The organism is Hydrogenophaga sp. (assembly GCF_011390835.1).
Taxonomy (GTDB): Bacteria; Pseudomonadota; Gammaproteobacteria; order Burkholderiales; family Burkholderiaceae_C; genus Hydrogenophaga.
The window spans coordinates 1-19,877 of record NZ_JAABRQ010000012.1; the positions used below are offsets into that span (position 1 = coordinate 1).

Sequence of the window (19,877 nt, forward strand, 5' to 3'; positions counted from 1 at the left end):
GTGGTGGCGACTGACTTCCGAGGCGAGACCTGCACCAGCGTGTTCGATGCCGACGCTGGCATCGCGCTGGACAGCACCTTTGTGAAGGTCGTGGCCTGGTACGACAACGAGTGGGGCTACTCCAACAAGTGCCTTGAGATGGTGCGCGTGGTGGCCAAGTAAGCGCACGCTTTTTTCTGAAGACAAGGGCACTCAAGGGTGCCCTTGTCATTTCTGGGCCGCAGCGGCGTCACGTTGTGCAGGGAGCGCAAGGCTTGTCCTGCGTCGGCGATTCAAAAATAGACCGACTGGTCTATCGGATGCGGTGATGAAACCTGCTGCCGAACACCCGGGCACCCGCGATCTCCGCCATGCATCGGCCTGACATCCCTTTGTTCAACATGTGCCGCTCCTGCGGAGGCCATGCGCGCCCGATCCGGGCGCACCCAGGGCGCTTACATCGTTGCACCGGCTCTGGTGGCATGGCTGGATGACGCCGCTGGAGCGCCGCATGTGCGTTTTCTGATCCTGGCAGGCTATCGCTACAGCGATATGCGCTCGACTGCTTTGACATACGGGTTGCCACTGCCTGAGTCGGCACCCATATCGCATGCGGGAGGGCCAGAGCCCGCTAACCGGTCTGCAGCGCCCGTCAACCTTCCATCATCGGTGTGACTTTTCAGACCTTCTTCCGCCAGAGGGATGGTCCATGTGCTACACAACGTGTTACAAAACGTTATGTGTGTTGCAGCCCAAGGTATTTCCCGAGTCATCGCGCGCTTCGCCGCGGTGGCGTGCTTGGGCGTGCTCGGCTCGGCGGCGGCGTGGGCGCAGACTTCGGGCGACGTCGAAAAGGCAGCCTCAGGCCTGTTGATCGGCCTGAAGCCAGGTGTCAACAAGGAGCTTGCGGACAACGCAGACCGCAGCCCGACCCGCGATCGGGTGCGTGCGCAAGCGCGTTGGAGCCGAGCTGCGCACGCCGGACAGACCGAGGCTATCCGAGTGGCTCGTGAAGCGGGTGTGTCCATCCGACGTTCCACCGCATCTGGCGATGCCCAGGTCCTGGGTCTGGAGCGCCCGCTCAAGGGCCAGGCGCTGAGTGACGCGATGCGCCGCCTGCGTCTGCACCCCGATGTGGCCTGGGTCGAGCCCGATGTGCTGGTACCGCGCCTGCAGGCGTTGCCGGTGGTCCCCAATGACACCAAGTTTGTGCAGCAATGGCACCTGCAAACACCCGATCCCACGCGACCCGCTGCGCTGAACCTGCCCGCCGCCTGGGCCCGCACCACTGGGACGCCGATTGCCGGTGCGCCGGTTGTGGTGGCGGTGGTAGACAGCGGGGTGCGCCTCGATCACCCGGACCTGGCCGGCAAGCTGTTGCCCGGGCGCGACCTGATCAGCGAGCTGGACATCGCCAACGACGGCAACGGCCGTGACGACGATCCGAGTGACCCTGGCGACTGGGTCAGCGCCAGTGATCTGCACAAGCCGGTCTTTGCCGGTTGCAGCACCAGCGACAGCTCCTGGCATGGCACCTTCATCAGCGGCCAGATCGCCGCGGCGACCGACAACGCGTCGGCTGTCGCCGGTTTGAGTTGGGGCGCCCAGGTGTTGCCGGTGCGGGTCTCAGGCAAATGCGGCGCACGCCTGTCCGATCTGCTCGATGGCGTGCGCTGGGCCGCGGGTCTTCCGGTCGAAGGGCAGCCACTCAATCCCCATCCGGCCCGCGTCATCAACTTGAGCTTTGGTGGCGACGCGTTGTGTTCGCCTGCGTACCAGGAAACCATCGATGCCGCGACCGCAGCCGGTGCGCTGGTGGTCGTGGCCGCGGGCAATGGCGGCGGTGCGCTCAAGCGCCCGGCCGACTGCCAGCGCGTGCTGGCGGTCGCCTCTGTTCAGCGAGACGGCAGCAAGGCGTCCTATTCCAGCTTCGGTGCCAACGTGGCCCTGTCGGCGCCAGGAGGTTCCTGGAGCAGCACGCCCCAGGACACCTTGATCACGTCGATCACCAACAGCGGGCTCAATGGCCCGGTCGATAACACCGTCGGCCTGAAGCAGGGCACCAGCTTTGCCGCGCCGCAAGCAGCCGGCGTGGCCAGTCTGATGCTGTCGGTGAACCCCGCGCTCACGCCTGAGCAGCTCATCGAGCGCATGAAGGTCGCCGCTCGCCCGCATGGCAACTTGGGCTTGCCCGCCTGTGGCCCCACCAGCTCGCAGGTCTGCCAATGCACCACCGACACCTGTGGCGCTGGTTTGCTGGACGCCGACCGAGCGGTCCAGCTTGCATCCGGCCCCGCCGCGATCATTGATGCGCTCGGCTCGGTATTGCCCGGCTCGTTGCTTACCTTGGACGGCCGCCGCAGCGCGGCCGCGCCCAGCGCTGTGGTCGTGAGCTATCGCTGGACGCAGCTGGCAGGTCCACCGGTGGTCATCACCGCCGATGACCAGGCACTGGCCACAGTGCAACTGCCCACCGAAGAAGCGGAGTACAGGTTCCGCCTGAGTGTTACCGACAGTGACGGGCAGGTCGGCGAAAGTGAGTTTCGCGTGCTGGCCAGCCGGCAGAATGTGCTGGCAGGGGCAGCGATCGGTGGCGGCGGCGGCGCCAACAGCCTGCTGTGGGGTGCTGCGTTCTGGGCCTGGGTGCTGGGTCTTGGCCTGGCACAGTACCGGCAACGCCGACCCACCGTCGGCGCCGCCTGACGGGCCTGTGTGACCTCAGTTGCAGGGTTGCAGAGCTTTGCCCGCCAGCGGGGCTCCCAGTGCGGCCACAGCCCGCCGCTGCGCCGGTGTGATTGCCGGCAAACGGAGCGTGAAGTTGAGAGATTCGGCGCGCTCCTGGGCCACGCGCGCGGTGCGCACGCCGGTCCGCGCGACTTCCTGAAGGGCCTGCTGCGCCGAGGCGTCGCTCGAATAGGTGCCCAGCGCCAGGCCGGGACTGAGCCCACCCGAGACCTCGCGAAACGCCACCTTGAGCTCGCGTAGCTCGGCTTTTTTACGCTCAAGCTGCTCTTCGTTATCGTAGCGCCCCATGTAAACAATCCAGCGCCCGCCGCTGCGGCTCTCGTTCATCTGCCAGCTGCTGGCCGGTAGGCCTGCTAGGGTCAGCGCGGCACGTAGGCCATCGGCCTGGGCTTCGGTGAAGGCGCCAGCTTGCCAGCAGGTGCGGGCAGCCTCGGCGGCCTCGGTCACTGGCGGCGCTGGCACCGGCGCTGGAGGCGGGGCCACGGTCTCGGCAGGCTGTGCCGGTGTCGGCAGCTCGATCTCGCGTTCAGCTGCAGGAGCGTTGACCGGAGGCGATTCAGGCGCGATGTCGCGCGGTGTATTGAGCAGGCGTTGCGCTTCGGGCTTGATCTGCGCGTCCAGTCGCTGGGGCTCGCGCACTTGCGGCGGCGCGTAACCTATCGACGCCAGATAGCCTTGGCTCCAGGCGAAATATCCGGCATTGGCCAGCACCAGCAGCCAGATCGCCCACCTCAGCATGGGCGCACGCTCACTTCCGAACTGCTTACGGCGCGCCAGCCGGCGTCGGTCTTCACTCGCAGCGCGCCGCTGGCGTCCACGCCGTCGGCCAGGCCCAAGCTGCCGTCAGACAAGGTCACCCGTTGCTGGAACAAGGCATCGCGGGCCGCAAACCGACTGGCGAACGCCGTAAAACCGTCGGCCTGGAACCGCAGGATGTCGCGCACCAGCGCGGGCACGACCTGCTCCAGCGTTTCCCCGGCGGTCTGACCGACGCAGACCTCAGCCAGCCCTGCCGGCGCAATCGGGGCCGCCGAATCAGGGGAGGCCAGTGCCCGCACGGCCGCTGCATCAGGCCGGGCGATGTTGATGCCCATGCCGATCACCACGGTGCGGGGGCGATCAGGCCCTTCGCCCTGGCTCGCCGTTTCCACCAGGATGCCACCGAGCTTGCGCTGGTGTAGCCACAAATCGTTGGGCCACTTGAGCATCACGTCCGGGTGCAGGCTCTCGGCGAGGCTCACCCCCACCGCCAGCGACAGGCCCGACCAGCTCGACGGGGTCAGCGGCAGGGCCAGTGAAAACGTAAGGGACTGCCCTGGCTGGCTGTGCCAGGCCTTGCCCAATCGCCCGCGCCCGGCCGTCTGGACCTCGGCCGCCAGCAGCACCGGCTCCTGTTGTCCGGTGCGTGCGCGGCGCATCAACTCGCTGTTGGTCGAGTCCACGCTGGGCAGCACCTCCACGGTGAAACCAGGCAGTACGGGTACAACCGCCTGCCAGACGGCCTCGACATGGCGGGTCAGCGAGTCGTGATGCGCCACCGTCATGCGGCCTTCTTCTTGTCCTTGCGCTTGCCCTTGCCCTTATTACCCGGGCGGGCGTCCTTGTCCTGCGGTGCGAGCAGCGTGCCACGGCACTTCTTGGCGCCGCACCAGCAGGGGTACTGCTTGAGCAGCTTGCGCGTGTGGGGCTCGTCGATCACCAGACCGTAGTCGTAAAACAGTTCTTGGCCTGCCGGGATGTTCTTGCGAGCGCGGATGAACACTCGACCGTCTTCCACCTCAGCTTCGCAGTTGGGCTTGCAGCTGTGGTTGATCCATCGCGAAGAGTTTCCGCCCACCTTGGCGTCGATCACATGGTCTTCGTCGACATGAAAATAGAAAGTGTGGTTCGGGTCGGTCGGGTCGTGCGGGTGGCGGCGTAGCGCCTCGTCCCAGGCGATCACCTCGCCCACGTACTCGATCAGCGTCTCGCCTTCAGCTAGGTCCACCAGCGCGTAGACGCCTTTGCCGTGCACGCCCGATCGGCGAGTCTGGATGCGGCGCCCGCCGGACGCTGTCGGCCCGGGCGCTGTCTGTGGAGGGGTATTAGCGAAACCGGCAGTTTTCTTCACGAAGGGAATTTTTGGTAAGGTTGTTTCATGCAGGTGTGCGCGAGTGTGCGCGTGCCCATGTGCGCGTGTACACGCGCGAGCCAACCGATTGTAGAGATGAAAAACCAAGGTTCAGCCAAAACGCTGGTGATTGCCGAGAAGCCCTCGGTGGCCCAGGACATCGTGCGCGCACTCACCCCGGTGGCGGGCAAGTTCGAGAAGCACGACGACCACTTCGAGAACGACCAGTACGTGGTCACCTCGGCGGTGGGTCATTTGGTGGAAATCGCCGCGCCCGAAGAGTTCGACGTCAAGCGCGGCAAGTGGAGCTTTGCCCACCTGCCGGTGCTGCCGCCCTACTTTGATCTCAAGCCCATCGACAAGACCAAGTCACGCCTGTCGGCGGTGGTCAAGCAGGCCAAGCGCAAGGATGTGGGCCAACTCATCAATGCCTGCGACGCGGGCCGCGAAGGCGAGCTGATCTTCCGCCTGATCGAGCAGTACGCAGGCGGGCAGAAAAACGGCGCCTACCAGAGCCTGGGCAAGCCAGTGCGGCGCCTGTGGTTGCAGTCGATGACGCCAGCCGCGATCCGCGACGGCTTTGAGAACTTGAAGAGCGACGAGCAGATGCAGGGCCTGGCCGATGCGGCGCGCAGCCGCTCCGAAGCCGACTGGATGGTCGGCATCAACGGCACGCGCGCCATGACCGCCTTCAATTCGCGCGACGGCGGCTTCTTCCTGACCACCGTGGGCCGGGTGCAGACGCCCACCTTGTCCATCGTGGTCGAGCGCGAAGAAAAGATCCGCGCCCACCGAAGTCGCGACTACTGGGAGATCCACGGCAGTTTCCTGGCCGAAGCCGGCGAGTACCCGGGCAAGTGGTTCGACCCCAATTTCAAGAAGCCTACCGGGGAGGATGCCGACGCCGAACAACGTGCCGACCGCGTCTGGAGTCAGCGCGAGGCGATGGCCATCGCCGAGGCGGTGCAGAGCAAGGCCTGCAGCGTCAAGGAAGAGAGCAAGCCCACCACACAGGCCAGTGGTCTGCTATACGACCTCACCAGCCTGCAGCGCGAAGCCAACGGCCGCTTCGGCTTCTCGGCCAAGACCACGCTGCAGCTCGCACAAAGCCTGTACGAGCGGCACAAGGCCCTGACCTACCCTCGAACCGATTCGCGCGCCCTGCCCGAAGACTACCTGCCCACGGTCAAGCAGACCTTCGAGATGCTGGCCGACAGCGGCATGAAACACCTGGCGCCCCACGCGCTCACCGCGCTCAACAACGGCTACATCCGCCCGAGCAAGCGCGTGTTCGACAACAGCAAGGTCAGCGATCACTTTGCCATCATTCCGACTCTGCAAGCGCCCAGCGGCCTGAGCGAGGCTGAGCAAAAGCTCTACGACCTGGTCGTTCGGCGCTTCCTGGCGGTGTTTTTTCCCAGCGCCGAGTTCCTGGTCACGACCCGCATCACGTCTGCCGTCGGTCATCACTTCAAGACCGAAGGCAAGGTGCTGGTCAAGCCGGGCTGGATGGCGGTGTACGGCAAGGAAGCAGCGGAAGACGTGGCCGATGCCAAAGAAGGGGACAAGGGTCAGAGCCTGGTGCCAGTGCGTGAAGGCGAGACGGTGCGTGCAGAGAGCGTCGAGCCCAAGGCGCTGAAAACCAAGCCGCCGGCGCGCTACTCTGAAGCCACCCTGCTCGGCGCCATGGAAGGCGCGGGCAAACTGGTGGATGACGACGAGCTGCGCGAAGCCATGCAGGAAAAAGGACTGGGCACACCTGCCACCCGCGCGGCCACCATTGAAGGCCTGCTGACCGAGAAGTACATGCTGCGCGAAGGTCGCGAGATGATTCCGACGGCCAAGGCCTTCCAGCTCATGACGCTGTTGCGCGGCCTGAGCGTGGAGGAGCTCTGTAAGGCCGAGCTCACCGGTGAATGGGAGTACAAGCTGGCGCAGATGGAGCAAGGCAAGCTCAGCCGCGCTGCCTTCATGGCCGACATCGCCGCCATGACCGAACGCATGGTGAAAAAGGCCAAGGAATACGACCGCGACACCATCCCCGGCAACTACGCCACGCTGACCACACCCTGCCCCAATTGCGGTGGTGTGGTGAAAGAAAATTACCGGCGCTACAGCTGCGTGGGCAAAGACGGCGCCAGCGAGGGCTGCGGTTTCTCGTTCGGCAAGTCGCCGGCTGGCCGAACCTTTGAACCCGAAGAGGCGGAGCAGCTGCTGCGCGACAAAAAGATCGGCCCGCTCGAAGGCTTCCGCTCCAAGGCCGGCTGGCCCTTCGTGGCCGAGATCGTGATCAAGTTCAACGAGGAAGAGAAAAACTGGAAGCTCGAATTTGACTTCGGCGACGACAAGAAAAACGAAGAGAGCGGTGAGCTGGTGGATTTCGCTGGTGCAGAGTCGCTGGGGGCCTGTCCCAAGTGCGGCAGCCCGGTGTACGAACATGGCAGCAACTACGTCTGCAGCAAGACCGTGCCCACCGAGGCGCAGCCTACGCCGAGCTGCGATTTCAAGAGTGGCAAGATCATCCTGCAACAGCCGGTGGCGCGCGAGCAGATGAGTAAGCTGCTGGAAACCGGCAAGACGGACCTGCTGGACAAGTTCGTCTCCATGCGCACGCGCCGTGCCTTCAAGGCCTTCCTGGCCTGGGACAAGGAGGCCGGCAAGGTGAACTTCGAGTTCGAGCCACGCACCAGCAAGTTCCCGCCGCGCAAGACCGCCGCGGGGGCGCCCGCCAGGACCGCCGCTGCGAAGAATGCCGCGCCCGCCAAAAAGGCGGCGGCCAAGAAAGCCACCGCCCCCAAGGCGCCTAAGGCCCCGCGCAAGACCACCGCGGCCACCGGCAAGCAGCCGAGCGCTGCGCTCATCGCAGTGATCGGCGAAGGCCTGGTGTCGCGCCCCGAAGTGACCAAGAAGCTCTGGGACTACATCAAGGCCAACGCATTGCAGGACACCGCTGACAAGCGCAAGATCAACGCCGACGCCAAGCTGCAGGCCGTATTCGGCAAACCGCAGGTGACGATGTTCGAGATCGCCAAACTGATCGGACCGCACCTGAGCTAGAGACCCCTGCGCTCCGCCGCTGCGCGGGTCGCTGCCTTGGAACAGGGAGGAACCGGTTTCTGCTCCGGTTCCGGGGCCGGACCGGCTCGGGGCGGCCGGGATCGATTTGTTCTTCGCATACTGTCTGACTGGAGTTGCTTTATGAGCCTGAAACTGTATTTCGCCCCTGGCGCCTGTTCGTTCGTGCCGCATGCCATGCTGGAGATAGCTGGCGTGGCGTTCGAGCCCTCCATGGTCAAGCTGCACAAGGGCGAACAGCGCACGGCCGACTACTTGGCACTCAATCCGCGCGGCCAGGTGCCGGTGCTGGTCGACGGCGATGAAGTGATCACGCAGATCATCGCCATCTTGCTGCACCTCGACACCCGGCTGCCTAAGGCGCACATCCTGCCGGCCGATGGCGTGGCGCGCACGCGAGCGTTGTCTTTGCTGGCCTGGATGAACAACACGGTGCACCCGACCTTCACCCACTTCTTCATGCCGGAGAAGTTCAGTGACGACGAAGCAGCCAAAAAGGCGATCCGTGCGTTTGCTGTGCCGCGCTACCGGGAATGCTTGGAAGAGATTGAAGCCCTCGCCGCTCAGGCCTCGCCCTGGTTGTTCGGCGAGCGCCCGGGCGCGCTGGACGGCTATGCGCTCACGCTGTTGCGATGGGGTGGCTACGCCGGCATCGACCCCACCACCCTGCCTGCAACCTGGGGCCTCGTGCAGCGTTTCGCGGCACTGCCTGGTGTGGCCAAAGCGGTAGAACGGGAGCGCCTGGTCTTGAACGTGTACCAGTCCGCGGGCTGAACGGTCGGCGCGGGCAGGTCGTTCAGTCCGTCAGTCCTCATCACCGCGCGGTGGAGAGAACCGCACCGACACCAGCAACCCGCGTTGCTGGAGGTGTTCGGGATGGGCGTCTTCCATCTGCACCGTGGCGCCATGTTGCTGGGCGATTTCCTGCACGATGGCCAGGCCCAGCCCTGAACCGTCGACGTTGGTACCCAGCGCCCGGTAGAACGGCTGCATCACCAGTTCCCGCTCGTTGGCCGGGATGCCGGGTCCGTTGTCTTCCACCTGCAGGATCTGCACGCCGCTGAATCGGTCCACCAGCACCCGCGCCGTGACCACACCGCCGCGGCCGGCGTAGTGTATGGCGTTGTCCACCAGGTTGCGGACCATCTCCTGCAGCAGCGTTGGGTTGCCGTCGATGATGCAGGCCTCGGGCAGCTGCTCGGGACCGTCGTAGCCCAGGTCGATGCCATGTTCCATGGCGCGCGGCACCGAATCCTGCACCACCTGGGTGACCAGTTGCGCGAGGTCGATGCGCGCACTGGGCAGAGCGCGCCCGGTGGTTTCGGCCCGGGCCAGCGCCAGCAGCTGATTGACTGTGTGCGTGGCGCGTGTGCTGGAGCGGGCGATCTGCTGCAGTGAGCCGCGGATTTCGGCCGGGTCGGTCTCACGCTGGGCCAGTTCGGCCTGCATGCGCAGCCCGGCCAGCGGCGTCTTCAGCTGGTGGGCGGCATCGGCCAGGAAGCGCTTCTGGGTGGTGAGCGAAATTTTGAGCCGGGTCAGCAGGTCGTTGATGGAAGACACCAACGGAGCCACTTCTTGCGGAATAAAAGACTCTTCGATCGGGCTCAGGTCGTCGGGCTTGCGGGCACGGATGCGTTGCTCCAGCTCGTTGAGCGGGCGGATGCCGCGCACCAGCGCTAACCACACCAGCAGCACCGCCAGCGGCAGGATGATGAACTGCGGCACCATCACACCTTTGATGATTTCGGTGGCGAGCGTCGAGCGTTTGCCCTTGGTCTCGGCCACCTGCATCAACACCAGGCGCCGGGGGTCGCTGTGCCGCGCCAGCCAGGTGTAGGCGACGCGTACCTCGTCACCGCGCACCAGGTCATCGCGCATCAGCACGCGGCCGGGCTCGGGCGTTTCGTTGTCGCGCGGCAGAGGAAAGTCGGTCTCGCCGCTGATCAACTCGCCGCGCGGATCGACCAGCTGGTAGTACACCAGGTCGCTGTCGTCGGCACGCAGCAGGTCGCGTGCCTGGGGCGTGAGGTTGAAGCTCACCACGTCGTTGCGGGTGACCACGAATTGGGTGAGCGCCTGCAGGTTGAATTCCAGCGCGCGGTCAAAAGGCTTGCTCGCAATCCCCTGCGCCACAAACCAGGTTAAGGCCAGCGAGAGCGGCCAAAGCAGCAGCAGCGGCGTGAGCATCCAGTCCAGAATTTCTCCAAACAGGCTGCGCTGCTCGCGCTGGAACAGCCCGAATGACATCGGCCCGCTGCCCAGTGTTTCGGCGTCGGTAGGACTCCCCCCTGTACCGCCTTTTGCGTCACCCCCCCGGGGGGTCGGCGCACTGCGGCCCGGCCAAGCCGGTTCCGCTGCGCCACTGTATGAACCGCCCTTCATTGGTCGACCAGAGCAGGTCGCCAGCGCCTAAAACAATGCGGCCTGCAACTGACTCTTCGGCGCGGAATGCGTGGTTCAGAAATCCCCTGGAAACGGCTTCGCCGGGCCACAGGGATTGCCCCCCATTGGGGGGGTGACGCCGAAGGCGGCGCAGGGGGGGTCAAATCTTCTCCAAACAGTAACCCAGTCCCCGCACCGTGGCGATGCGGATCGGGCCCTTTTCGATCTTTTTGCGCAGGCGGTGGATGTAGACCTCGATCGCGTTGTTGCTCACCTCTTCGCCCCACTCGCACAGCCGCTCGACCAGCTGGTCTTTGCTGACCAGCCGACCGGCGCGCTGCAGCAAGACCTCCAGTAAGCCCAGCTCGCGCGCCGAGAGCTCCACCATCTTGCCGTCGATGGTGGCCACCCGGCCCGCTTGGTCGTATTCCAGCGGACCGTGTTTGATCGTGTTGGTGCTGCCGCCCATGCCGCGGCGCGTGAGCGCCCGCACGCGGGCTTCCAGCTCCTGCAGCGAAAACGGCTTGGCCATGTAGTCGTCCGCGCCGTAGTCCAGTCCTTTGACGCGCTCCTCCACGCTGTCGGCAGCGGTCAGGATGAGCACCGGGATCGACGATCCGCGCGCGCGCATGCGCTTGAGCACTTCGAGCCCATGCAGCTTGGGCAGGCCCAGGTCCAGGATCAGCAGATCAAATTCGTTGTTGGTCATCAGCGCGGCATCGGCCTCACTGCCGCTGGCCACGTGGTCCACCGCGGCGCCGGCGGCGCGCAAGCCGCGCAGCAGGCCATCAGCCAGCACCTGGTCGTCTTCCGCAATGAGGATGCGCATGCGTGTCTCCGATCGTTTTTTGCATTATGGCGAAAGCCGTACTGGGGGTGCGTGGCGACAAACCCGCATCAACCCAGCATTGACGCGCTGTTCGCATCATCCTGATTCAGCGCGCGCCATAGGCCTCCAGTCCCAACATCACGACGGTCGCCACATCGTCGCCCACCAGCGCGTGGAATTCATCTTGCGCCTGCGTCACCGCCTGGCGGAAGGCTTCCAGCCAGAGCAGCCCGGTGGCGGTGAAGACGATGCGGCGCGCACGCGCATCGTGCGGGTCGGCTTGGCGCTCCACCAGGCCCCAGGCCTCGCATTGCGTCACCAGGTCGCTCATGGCCTGTTTGCTCATGCCTGCTGCCTGCGCCAGTTCGGTCAGGCGCGAACCGGACACCTGAAGGTGGCGCGTGATGTGCACATGGGCCGCCGCGATCTGGTCACGCGCTGCCAGATTGGACAACGCCAGCGGTACGTTGGGGTCGTGCGCCATCAGGTGCAGTACCCGCTCGTCAAAACGCCGCAAAGCCAGACCCATGAGCCTGCCCAGGTGGCTTTGTCGCCAGCGGTCGTCAGGAGTGGTCAGGTCGCGGTTGGTGGCGTTCATGGAAGTGGCCAGGTTGGCGGAGCGAAGCGGCGCAAGGGGGGATATCATATCGTCAAGGAAACTGACCAAAATACGGCTTGTCAGAAAAGTATCGCGCGATAAACTCCTGTTCAAGCATCCAGCCTGTACGCAAAAACATATTCTGGAAGCGAATACCCACTCACACGAAAAGGAGCATTCAATATGGACACAGCCGTCAAACCCAATCCCCTCAACAGCGAAAAGGCCAAGGCCTTGCAGGCCGCCCTGGCCCAGATCGAGAAGCAGTTTGGCAAGGGCACCATCATGCGGCTGGGCGAAGGCGAGGTGATCGAAGACATCCAGGTTGTCTCCACCGGCTCCCTAGGTCTTGACATCGCGCTGGGCGTCGGTGGCCTGCCGCGCGGCCGGGTGGTCGAGATTTACGGCCCGGAATCGTCGGGCAAGACCACGCTGACCCTGCAGGTGATCGCCGAGATGCAGAAGCTCGCCGGTCAGTGCGCCTTTGTCGACGCCGAACACGCGCTGGACATCCAGTACGCGCAAAAGCTGGGCGTGAACCTGCAAGACCTGCTGATCTCCCAGCCCGACACCGGCGAACAGGCGCTGGAAATCGTGGACAGCCTCGTGCGTTCCGGCGCTGTCGACCTGATCGTGGTCGACTCGGTGGCGGCGCTCACGCCCAAGGCTGAATTGGAAGGCGAAATGGGCGATTCGCTGCCAGGTCTTCAGGCGCGCCTCATGAGCCAGGCGCTGCGCAAGCTCACCGCCACCATCAAGAAGACCAACTGCATGGTCATCTTCATCAACCAGATTCGCATGAAGATCGGCGTGATGTTCGGCAGCCCCGAGACTACCACCGGCGGCAACGCGCTCAAGTTCTACGCCTCGGTGCGGCTGGACATCCGCCGCACTGGGACCATCAAAAAGGGCGACGACGCCATCGGCAATGAGACCAAGGTCAAGGTGGTGAAGAACAAGGTGGCGCCCCCGTTCAAGACCGCCGAGTTCGACATTCTGTTTGGCGAGGGCATCAGCCGAGAAGGTGAGATTCTCGACCTTGGCGTAGCCAACCGCGTGATCGAAAAATCGGGCGCCTGGTACGCCTACAACGGAGAAAAAATTGGTCAGGGTCGCGACAACTCACGCGAATTCCTGCGCGAAAACCCCGATCTGCGCCTGGAGATCGAGAACAAGGTGCGCACCGAGCTGGGTGTGCCGCTGCTGCCGGTGGACGAGGCCCCACCCGCCAAGGGTGGCAAAGCCAGCAAGGCCGAGAAAGCCGAAAAGGCTGACAAGCCGGTCACGGCCGAGTAAACACAGCACACCACAGACAACGCGCCGCTTGAGGCGCGCCCTGGCGTGGTGTTGACCGTCTTCAAACGATCAGATGGCTTTTGATCAACCCTCGCTCAAAGGGCGCGCCCTGCGCCTGCTCGGTCAGCGTGAACACTCGCGTGCCGAGCTGGAACGCAAGCTGCGCCAGCATGAGGCAGTGCCTGGCGAACTGGCGCGTGCGCTGGACGACTTGCAGGCCAAGGGCTTCATCAACGAACAGCGGGTACTGGAGTCGGTGGTGCACCGGCGCGCGCCACGCCTGGGCGCGATGCGGGTGCGGCAGGAACTGCAGGCCAAGGGTCTGGCGCCAGAAGCCATCGCTCAGGCTGTGGCCGATTTGCAAGCCAGCGAGGTGGAGCGCGCTCGCGAAGTCTGGCGAAAGAAGTTTGGTGAGCCGGCGGCAGACGCCCAGGGTCGCGCGAAACAGATGCGCTTTCTCGCGACCCGGGGGTTTGGTGCCGAGGCGATCCACCGGGTGGTCAAAGGCGGTGAAGAAGACTGAGTGAGAGCGCGCTCAGAGCTCGCGTGAGCCATCCAGCGGTTCCTTAGCGCGGCGCTTTGACTCAAGGATGCCGTGGAGCGAGCTTTGCCGGACCACAGGCATTGCCCCCAGGGGGGCGACGTACCGCAGGTGCGGCAGGGGGAATCACATCCCGAGCATCAATTGCAAATTCTGTACCGCCGCGCCGCTGGCGCCCTTGCCCAGGTTGTCCAGGCGGGCGATCAGCACCGCCTGGCGGTGCGCTTCGTTGGCGAACACGCGCAGCTCCAGCTGGTTGGTGTCGTTGAGCGCAGTGGCGTCGAGCTTGCCGTCGGCGGTGGCGGGCTCTACCCGCACAAAGCCGCCCGCGGCGGCGCTGGCCGCGTAGTGGGCTACCAGCGCGTCGTGCAGGTCGCTGGCCTTGGGCTGGCCGGGCAAGTGGTCCAGATGCAGAGGCAGCTGCACCAGCATGCCCTGGCGGAAGTTGCCGACGGCGGGGATGAAGATCGGGCGGCGGGTCAGGCCGGTGCAGAACAGGATTTCAGGGATGTGTTTGTGCGCCAGTCCCAGTGCGTAGGCTTCGTGCAAGGGTGCCTCGCCTTTTTCGTACGCCTCGATCATGGTGCGCCCGCCGCCGGAATAGCCACTGACCGATGGCAGCGAGACCGGGAAATCGGTGGGCAGCAGGCCGGAATCCACCAGCGGGCGCAGCAGCGCGATGGCACCGGTGGCGTAGCAGCCGGGATTGCCCACCCGGTCGGCCGACACCACGGCGGCGCGCTGTTCGGCACAGAGCTCGGGAAAGCCGTAGACCCAGCCTGGCGCGCAGCGGTGGGCGGTGGAAGCGTCGATGATGCGGGGCTTGCGGCCGGGCAAGCCATCGATCATGGCCACGGACTCAATGGCCGCGTCGTCGTGCAGGCACAAAATCACCAGATCGGCCTGCGCCATCAGCTCGCGCTTGGCCTCGGGGTCCTTGCGGCGCTCGGGCGCGATGCTCAGCAACTCAATGTCCGGCAGCATCTGCAGCCGTTCGCGAATCTGCAGGCCGGTGGTACCGGCCTCGCCATCTATGAAGAGTTTGGCCATGATCTGTCCGCCTTGTCAGTTCTGGTTCAGAGAATCACTCATATAATTATGCATTACGTTTCGCGCCGCCCCGCCCGATTTTGGTGCGTTGCAGCATGATACATTCCGTCGGTAAAGCGCCCAGCGCGCTCTCGCGGCCTCCTTCGGGGCTGAATTCCGATCCTGTTCACCCTTCCCTGAGAGAGCCCTCATGAAGATCCACGAGTACCAAGCCAAGGAAATCTTGCGCCAATTTGGTGTGCCAGTGCCGCGTGGCATTGCTGCGTTCACGGTGCAAGAAGCCGTCGAAGCCGCCCAGAAACTCGGAGGCCCGGTCTGGGTGGTGAAAGCGCAGATCCATGCTGGCGGCCGTGGCAAGGGCGGTGGCGTCAAGGTGGCCAAGTCAATCGACGACGTGAAGCGCCTGGCAGGCGAGATCCTGGGCATGCAGCTCAAGACCCATCAGACGGGCCCTGAGGGCCAGAAGGTGCGTCGCCTCTATATTGAAGACGGCGCCGACATCCAGAAAGAGTATTACGTCTCGGTGGTCACTGACCGCGCCACGCAGAAAGTGGCGTTCATTGCCTCCAGCGAGGGCGGCATGGACATCGAGGAAGTGGCGCACAGCACGCCCGAAAAGATCATCAAGGTGTTTGTGGACCCGCTGGTGGGTCTCACCGACGCCCAGGCCAAGGAAATTTCTGACGGCATCGGCATGCCGGCGGGTTCCAGCGCGCAGACGATCGACATCCTGCAAAAGCTCTACAAGTGCTACATGGACACCGACGCGTCGCTGGTGGAGATCAACCCGCTGAACCGCGATGGCAAGGGCAACGTGGTGGCACTCGACGCCAAGTTCAACTTCGACCCGAACGCGCTGTTCCGCCATCCCGATGTCGTGGCCTACCGCGATCTGGATGAGGAAGACGCAGCCGAGATAGAAGCCTCCAAGTTCGACCTGGCCTACATCTCACTGGACGGCAACATCGGCTGCCTGGTCAACGGCGCTGGCCTGGCCATGGCGACCATGGACACCATCAAGCTGTACGGCGCCGAGCCGGCCAACTTCCTGGATGTGGGCGGTGGCGCCACCCCGGAGAAGGTTACCGAAGCGTTCAAGATCATGCTCAAGAACGACAAGGTCAAGGCCATCATGGTGAATATCTTCGGCGGCATCATGAAGTGCGACACGATCGCCACCGGTGTGATCACCGCCTGTAAGGCGACCAACCTCAGCGTGCCGTTGGTGGTGCGCATGAAGGGCACCAACGAAGCCTTAGGCAAGAAGATGCTGGCCGAGTCTGGCCTGCCCATCATCAGCGCCGACACCATGGCCGAGGCGGCCGAGAAGGTGGTCGCTGCGGTCAAAGCCGCCTAAGGCGCCCAGAGCGGTTCAAAAATCTTGCGGGACAGACCTTCAGCGCTGTCCCCAACTGAATAAGGTCCAGCATGTCGATCTACATCAATAAAGACACCAAAGTCATCACCCAGGGCATCACCGGCAAAACCGGTCAGTTCCACACGGAAAAGTGCCAGGAATACGCGAACGGCAAAAACTGCTTCGTCGCTGGCGTGAACCCCAAGAAGGCCGGCGAATCGATCTTCAACATCCCGATCTACGCTTCGGTGAAAGAAGCCGCTGCCGAGACCGGCGCCACCGTGTCGGTGATCTATGTGCCTCCCGCTGGGGCTGCCGCCGCGATCTGGGAAGCGGTCGAGGCTGATCTCGATCTGGCGATCTGCATCACCGAAGGCATTCCGGTCAAGGACATGCTGATCGTGCGCAACAAGATGAAGGCCAAGGAAGCCGCTGGTGGCAAAAAGACCTTGCTGCTGGGCCCGAACTGCCCCGGCCTGATCACACCCGACGAGATCAAGATCGGCATCATGCCCGGCCATATCCACAAAAAAGGCCGTATCGGTGTCGTGTCCCGCTCAGGCACGTTGACCTACGAAGCCGTTGCACAGCTGACCGAAATCGGCCTGGGCCAGTCGAGTGCGGTGGGCATTGGTGGCGACCCCATCAACGGCCTAAAGCACATCGACGTGATGCAGGCTTTCAATGACGACCCCGACACCGATGCCGTGATCATGATCGGCGAGATCGGCGGCCCCGATGAAGCCGAAGCAGCGGAATGGTGCAAAGCCAACATGAAGAAGCCCATCGTCGGCTTCATCGCCGGTGTCACGGCACCGGCCGGAAAGCGCATGGGCCACGCCGGTGCGCTGATCAGCGGCGGCGCTGACACCGCCGACGCCAAGCTCGCCATCATGGAAGCCTGCGGTTTCAAGGTCACGCGCAACCCGTCCGAGATGGCCAAGCTGCTCAAAGCCCTGCTCTGAGCCAGTTCGGCATTTTCTGAAAAAGGCAACGCTGGGGCGTTGCCTTTTTTATGGCCTTTGCTATGGCGGTCACAAATCGTTACCACCCAGGGCCGTTGGGGCCCCGCCTGTCAAGGCGGTCTGACAGCGCATGTGGCCACCTCAGACAATCACCTTCCTGCGCGCAGTTCCGTCGATCTGGCGGGATCGGTGCGTGCCCGCATCGGCCCATTGTTCAAGAAGCGCTTTTTGTCCAGCAAGTCCTCCTCATCATTCAAACGCCGCCCAGCCTCCGCCTGGCGGCGCGATGCTGTGCTGGGCGCAGGCGTCTTGCTCGCGGTGCTTGTCTTGCACCTCGCCACCGATCTGCTGGGTGGTCTGGAGCGTCGGTTCTACGACTTTGCCAGTCTGCGCAGCGATCGTGCGCCCAGCGATCGCATTGCCATCATCGCCATCGACGACCAGAGCATCGCCAACATCGGTCGCTGGCCCTGGCCGCGCGAGGTGCACGCCCAACTGATCGACAAGCTTGCGGACGCCGGCGCCAAGACGGTAGCGCACACCGCCTTGTTCCTGGAGCCCCAGGTAGCGCCCGGCATGGACAAGCTGCGCGAACTGCGGAGCCTGCTCGATGGCCGCTCGCCCGCCGCCTCTGATCTGAGTGACCTCGGTGACGTCTCGCGCCAGCAACTGCTGGGCTTCATCGCCGAGGCTGAGCGCGGCCTGGACCACGATGCCCGCCTGGCCAACAGCCTGAAGCAAGCCAACCGGGTTATCGTGCCGTCGGTATTCACCCTCGGTGAGTCGCCTGGGCGCCCTGATCAGCCGCTGCCCCCGTTTGCACAGCGCAGCGTGCTGCCCCTTCCCAGCGGCACTGGCCTGCCCGCCTCGCAGTCGCAGCAACCCATTGAATCCATTGGCGAAGCCGCCCTCGCCGTTGCCCACCTCAACCAGGTGCCGGATCGAGACGGTGCAGTGCGCCAGGAAGCGCTATTGCTCAACTTCGATGGTCAGACCGTTCCGTCCATGGCCCTGGCCGTCGCTGCACACAGCCTGAACCTCGGGCCTGCCGATGTGAGCGCGGTGCCCGGCGAGGGCATCACGCTGGGCAGGCTGCGCATCCCGACCGGTGACGATGGGCTGGTGCTGCCGCAGTTCTACCCCGACCAGGGCGGCCGCCCGGCGTTTGCGGTCGACGCGCTCTACGACGTGCTCTCGGGCAAGATCCCTGCCAGCAAATACGCCGACAAGGTGGTGCTCATTGGCGCCACCGCGGCGGGGGTGGGCACCTTGTTCAACACGCCGGTGTCACCGGCCATGTCGCCCGCGACCATGCTGGCGCACACCACCTCCAGCATCCTCAACGGCCATTTCATCGCTCGCCCCGCCTGGGCGGGTTTCGCCACGCTAGGGCTGCTGCTGGGGGTGGCGGGCTACGTGACCGCGGTGCTGCCCCGTCTCTCGGCCGCCACTGGTGCCTGGATCACGGGGCTGGGCTTTCTGGCCATATTGGGGCTGGAGTACGGCTTGCTTTCCCAGGCCTCGGTGTGGTTGCAGTCGGTGCTGCCCGCAGCCGCCCTGCTGGCCGGCCACTTGGCGCTGACCACGCGCCGATTCCTGGTGACCGAGGCCGGCAAGGTGCGCTCGGATGCCGAGTCGGCCGAAACCAATCGCATGATGGGCTTGGCGCTGCAAGGTCAGGGCCAGCTCGACATGGCGTTTGACCGCTTCCGGCGGGTACCCGCCAGCCCGGAGCTGGTGGACAACCTCAAGCACCTCGCGCTCGACTTCGAACGCAAGCGCCAGTTCAACAAGGCGCATGCGGTCTACGAGCATCTGGGCCGCCTCGGTGGACAAGATGCCGATCTGCAGCAGCGCCTGAGCCGCGCGCAGCGCCTGTCCGAGACCGTCATCCTGGGCGGCGGTGCGTCCCACCCGGGCGGCACATTGCTGCTGACCGGCGGCGGCGTGGAGAAACCCATGCTCGGGCGCTACCAGGTGGAAAAGGAGCTGGGCAAAGGTGCAATGGGTGTGGTCTACCAGGGCCGCGACCCCAAGATTGGCCGGGTGGTGGCGATCAAGACCCTGGCGCTGAGCAGCGAATTCGAAGGCCAGGAGTTGCAGGAGGCGCGCGAGCGCTTCTTCCGCGAGGCCGAGACCGCCGGGCGCCTGCAGCACCCCAACATCGTCACCATTTTTGATGCTGGCGAAGAGCACGACCTGGCCTTCATCGCCATGGAATTTCTGCCTGGCCGCGATCTGGTGGAGCACACCCGGCCGGGCCACCTGCTGCCGCTGGCCACTGTGATCAACATCGGCGAGCAGGTGGCGCGTGCACTGGACTATGCCCACCAGCACCAGGTGGTGCACCGCGACATCAAGCCCGCCAACATCATGTACGACCCCGCGTCCGAGGCGGTGAAGGTGACCGACTTCGGCATCGCCCGCATCACCGACGCCAGCAGGACCAAGACCGGCATGGTGCTTGGCACGCCCAGCTTCATGTCGCCCGAGCAACTCGCCGGCCAGAAGATCGAAGGCAGTTCCGACCTCTACTCGCTGGGCGTGACCCTGTTTCAGATGCTGACCGGCACGCTGCCGTTGCGGGGAGATTCCATGGCCGCGCTGATGTACCAGATCGCCAACCAGCCCGCGCCCGACCTGCGCACCCTGCGCCCAGATTTGCCGTCAGCGCTCGCCGATATACTGGCGCAAGCGTTGTCCAAGTCGCCGCAGGCGCGTTTCGCGAACGGCAAGTCCATGGCAGATGCCCTGCGGGGTATTGCCCTGGCCCTGCCTCCCGAGCCATCCGCCGTGCCCACGCCGACCGTCGCCTCCGCTGAGACCATCACCGCCTACGAGACCACGCAGATCGAAGTGAACACCGCGCAGTCGTCGTTTGCCGCCACCGAGGCCGCCCATGAGGCTTATCCGCCTCTGGTCCGCTGAGCACCTGACGCCTGCCACCCTA

General features: G+C 64.7%; 15 protein-coding genes and 1 pseudogene. 9 read left to right on the forward strand and 7 right to left on the reverse strand.

What is annotated here, in order from left to right; genetic code table 11:
• Together GPT34_RS08785 and GPT34_RS08790 are read left to right on the forward strand one after the other, a co-directional pair.
• Positions 1-162, forward strand: a pseudogene (locus GPT34_RS08785) (type I glyceraldehyde-3-phosphate dehydrogenase); the annotation flags it as partial.
• A gap of 555 nt (positions 163-717) precedes the next feature.
• The gene (locus GPT34_RS08790; RefSeq protein WP_291011188.1) at positions 718-2,682 is read left to right on the forward strand and encodes a S8 family peptidase; all 1,965 of its coding nucleotides are present in this window, start codon (positions 718-720) and stop codon (positions 2,680-2,682) included.
• A gap of 15 nt (positions 2,683-2,697) precedes the next feature.
• On the opposite strand, the gene GPT34_RS08795 is transcribed toward GPT34_RS08790, so the two are convergent.
• Genes GPT34_RS08795 through GPT34_RS08805 form a run of 3 tightly spaced genes read right to left on the reverse strand, consistent with a single transcriptional unit; the run spans position 2,698 to position 4,834 of the window.
• On the reverse strand, positions 2,698-3,462 hold the full coding sequence (locus GPT34_RS08795; protein WP_291011191.1) for an SPOR domain-containing protein: 765 nt from the start codon (positions 3,460-3,462) through the stop codon (positions 2,698-2,700).
• Entirely contained in the window at positions 3,456-4,268 is an 813-nt protein-coding gene (locus tag GPT34_RS08800) for a biotin--[acetyl-CoA-carboxylase] ligase (RefSeq protein ID WP_291011193.1), read from the reverse strand. The genes GPT34_RS08795 and GPT34_RS08800 overlap by 7 nt, the downstream gene beginning before the upstream one ends.
• Positions 4,265-4,834 (reverse strand): SET domain-containing protein-lysine N-methyltransferase, encoded by a 570-nt coding sequence (locus tag GPT34_RS08805; protein ID WP_291011195.1) that lies wholly within the window; start codon positions 4,832-4,834, stop codon positions 4,265-4,267. The genes GPT34_RS08800 and GPT34_RS08805 overlap by 4 nt, the downstream gene beginning before the upstream one ends.
• A gap of 96 nt (positions 4,835-4,930) precedes the next feature.
• Between GPT34_RS08805 and GPT34_RS08810 the strand changes: the two genes are divergently transcribed.
• Together GPT34_RS08810 and GPT34_RS08815 are read left to right on the forward strand one after the other, a co-directional pair.
• On the forward strand, positions 4,931-7,891 hold the full coding sequence (locus GPT34_RS08810) for a DNA topoisomerase III (protein WP_291011198.1): 2,961 nt from the start codon (positions 4,931-4,933) through the stop codon (positions 7,889-7,891).
• Between the two features lie 141 nt (positions 7,892-8,032).
• Positions 8,033-8,683, forward strand: coding sequence for a glutathione S-transferase family protein (locus GPT34_RS08815; RefSeq protein WP_291011200.1), 651 nt, complete (start codon positions 8,033-8,035; stop codon positions 8,681-8,683).
• Between the two features lie 30 nt (positions 8,684-8,713).
• Here the strand turns inward: GPT34_RS08815 and GPT34_RS08820 are convergent, their stop codons facing one another.
• The 3 genes from GPT34_RS08820 to GPT34_RS08830 all read right to left on the reverse strand — a co-directional run bounded on the left by GPT34_RS08820 (position 8,714) and on the right by GPT34_RS08830 (position 11,718).
• Complete coding sequence (locus tag GPT34_RS08820) at positions 8,714-10,156, reverse strand: sensor histidine kinase (RefSeq protein WP_291011203.1); 1,443 nt, start codon at positions 10,154-10,156, stop codon at positions 8,714-8,716.
• A gap of 295 nt (positions 10,157-10,451) precedes the next feature.
• Positions 10,452-11,120, reverse strand: coding sequence for a response regulator transcription factor (locus GPT34_RS08825; protein WP_291011206.1), 669 nt, complete (start codon positions 11,118-11,120; stop codon positions 10,452-10,454).
• Positions 11,121-11,226: 106 nt separating this feature from the next.
• Complete coding sequence (locus GPT34_RS08830) at positions 11,227-11,718, reverse strand: MarR family transcriptional regulator (RefSeq protein ID WP_291011209.1); 492 nt, start codon at positions 11,716-11,718, stop codon at positions 11,227-11,229.
• 183 nt (positions 11,719-11,901) lie between these two features.
• Here GPT34_RS08830 and recA point away from each other — a divergent pair, with 183 nt between their 5' ends.
• Positions 11,902-13,014: a recombinase RecA gene (gene recA, locus GPT34_RS08835; RefSeq protein ID WP_291011211.1), complete on the forward strand. Its 1,113-nt coding sequence runs from the start codon at positions 11,902-11,904 to the stop codon at positions 13,012-13,014.
• Positions 13,015-13,087: 73 nt separating this feature from the next.
• Positions 13,088-13,537 (forward strand): recombination regulator RecX, encoded by a 450-nt coding sequence (recX, locus tag GPT34_RS08840; RefSeq protein WP_291011213.1) that lies wholly within the window; start codon positions 13,088-13,090, stop codon positions 13,535-13,537.
• Between the two features lie 144 nt (positions 13,538-13,681).
• On the opposite strand, the gene argC is transcribed toward recX, so the two are convergent.
• Positions 13,682-14,605 (reverse strand): N-acetyl-gamma-glutamyl-phosphate reductase, encoded by a 924-nt coding sequence (gene argC / locus GPT34_RS08845; protein ID WP_291011215.1) that lies wholly within the window; start codon positions 14,603-14,605, stop codon positions 13,682-13,684.
• Positions 14,606-14,795: 190 nt separating this feature from the next.
• Here argC and sucC point away from each other — a divergent pair, with 190 nt between their 5' ends.
• From sucC to GPT34_RS08860, 3 genes are all read left to right on the forward strand, one after another.
• Positions 14,796-15,962: an ADP-forming succinate--CoA ligase subunit beta gene (gene sucC / locus GPT34_RS08850; protein ID WP_291011216.1), complete on the forward strand. Its 1,167-nt coding sequence runs from the start codon at positions 14,796-14,798 to the stop codon at positions 15,960-15,962.
• Positions 15,963-16,033: 71 nt separating this feature from the next.
• Positions 16,034-16,927, forward strand: a complete 894-nt coding sequence (gene sucD, locus GPT34_RS08855; protein ID WP_291011218.1) for a succinate--CoA ligase subunit alpha — start codon at positions 16,034-16,036, stop codon at positions 16,925-16,927.
• Between the two features lie 132 nt (positions 16,928-17,059).
• Positions 17,060-19,855 (forward strand): serine/threonine-protein kinase, encoded by a 2,796-nt coding sequence (locus GPT34_RS08860; protein WP_291011221.1) that lies wholly within the window; start codon positions 17,060-17,062, stop codon positions 19,853-19,855.
• Positions 19,856-19,877: the final 22 nt, after the last annotated feature.

Bases quoted from the DNA above. Each gene is read 5' to 3' on its own strand.
- GPT34_RS08790 (WP_291011188.1), top strand. From the start codon at position 718: ATGTGTGTTGCAGCCCAAGGTATTTCCCGAGTCATCGCGCGCTTCGCC.
- GPT34_RS08795 (WP_291011191.1), bottom strand. From the start codon at position 3,462: ATGCTGAGGTGGGCGATCTGGCTGCTGGTGCTGGCCAATGCCGGATAT.
- GPT34_RS08800 (WP_291011193.1), bottom strand. From the start codon at position 4,268: ATGACGGTGGCGCATCACGACTCGCTGACCCGCCATGTCGAGGCCGTC.
- GPT34_RS08810 (WP_291011198.1), top strand. From the start codon at position 4,931: ATGAAAAACCAAGGTTCAGCCAAAACGCTGGTGATTGCCGAGAAGCCC.
- GPT34_RS08815 (WP_291011200.1), top strand. From the start codon at position 8,033: ATGAGCCTGAAACTGTATTTCGCCCCTGGCGCCTGTTCGTTCGTGCCG.
- GPT34_RS08820 (WP_291011203.1), bottom strand. From the start codon at position 10,156: ATGTCATTCGGGCTGTTCCAGCGCGAGCAGCGCAGCCTGTTTGGAGAA.
- GPT34_RS08825 (WP_291011206.1), bottom strand. From the start codon at position 11,120: ATGCGCATCCTCATTGCGGAAGACGACCAGGTGCTGGCTGATGGCCTG.
- GPT34_RS08830 (WP_291011209.1), bottom strand. From the start codon at position 11,718: ATGAACGCCACCAACCGCGACCTGACCACTCCTGACGACCGCTGGCGA.
- recA (WP_291011211.1), top strand. From the start codon at position 11,902: ATGGACACAGCCGTCAAACCCAATCCCCTCAACAGCGAAAAGGCCAAG.
- recX (WP_291011213.1), top strand. From the start codon at position 13,088: ATGGCTTTTGATCAACCCTCGCTCAAAGGGCGCGCCCTGCGCCTGCTC.
- argC (WP_291011215.1), bottom strand. From the start codon at position 14,605: ATGGCCAAACTCTTCATAGATGGCGAGGCCGGTACCACCGGCCTGCAG.
- sucC (WP_291011216.1), top strand. From the start codon at position 14,796: ATGAAGATCCACGAGTACCAAGCCAAGGAAATCTTGCGCCAATTTGGT.
- sucD (WP_291011218.1), top strand. From the start codon at position 16,034: ATGTCGATCTACATCAATAAAGACACCAAAGTCATCACCCAGGGCATC.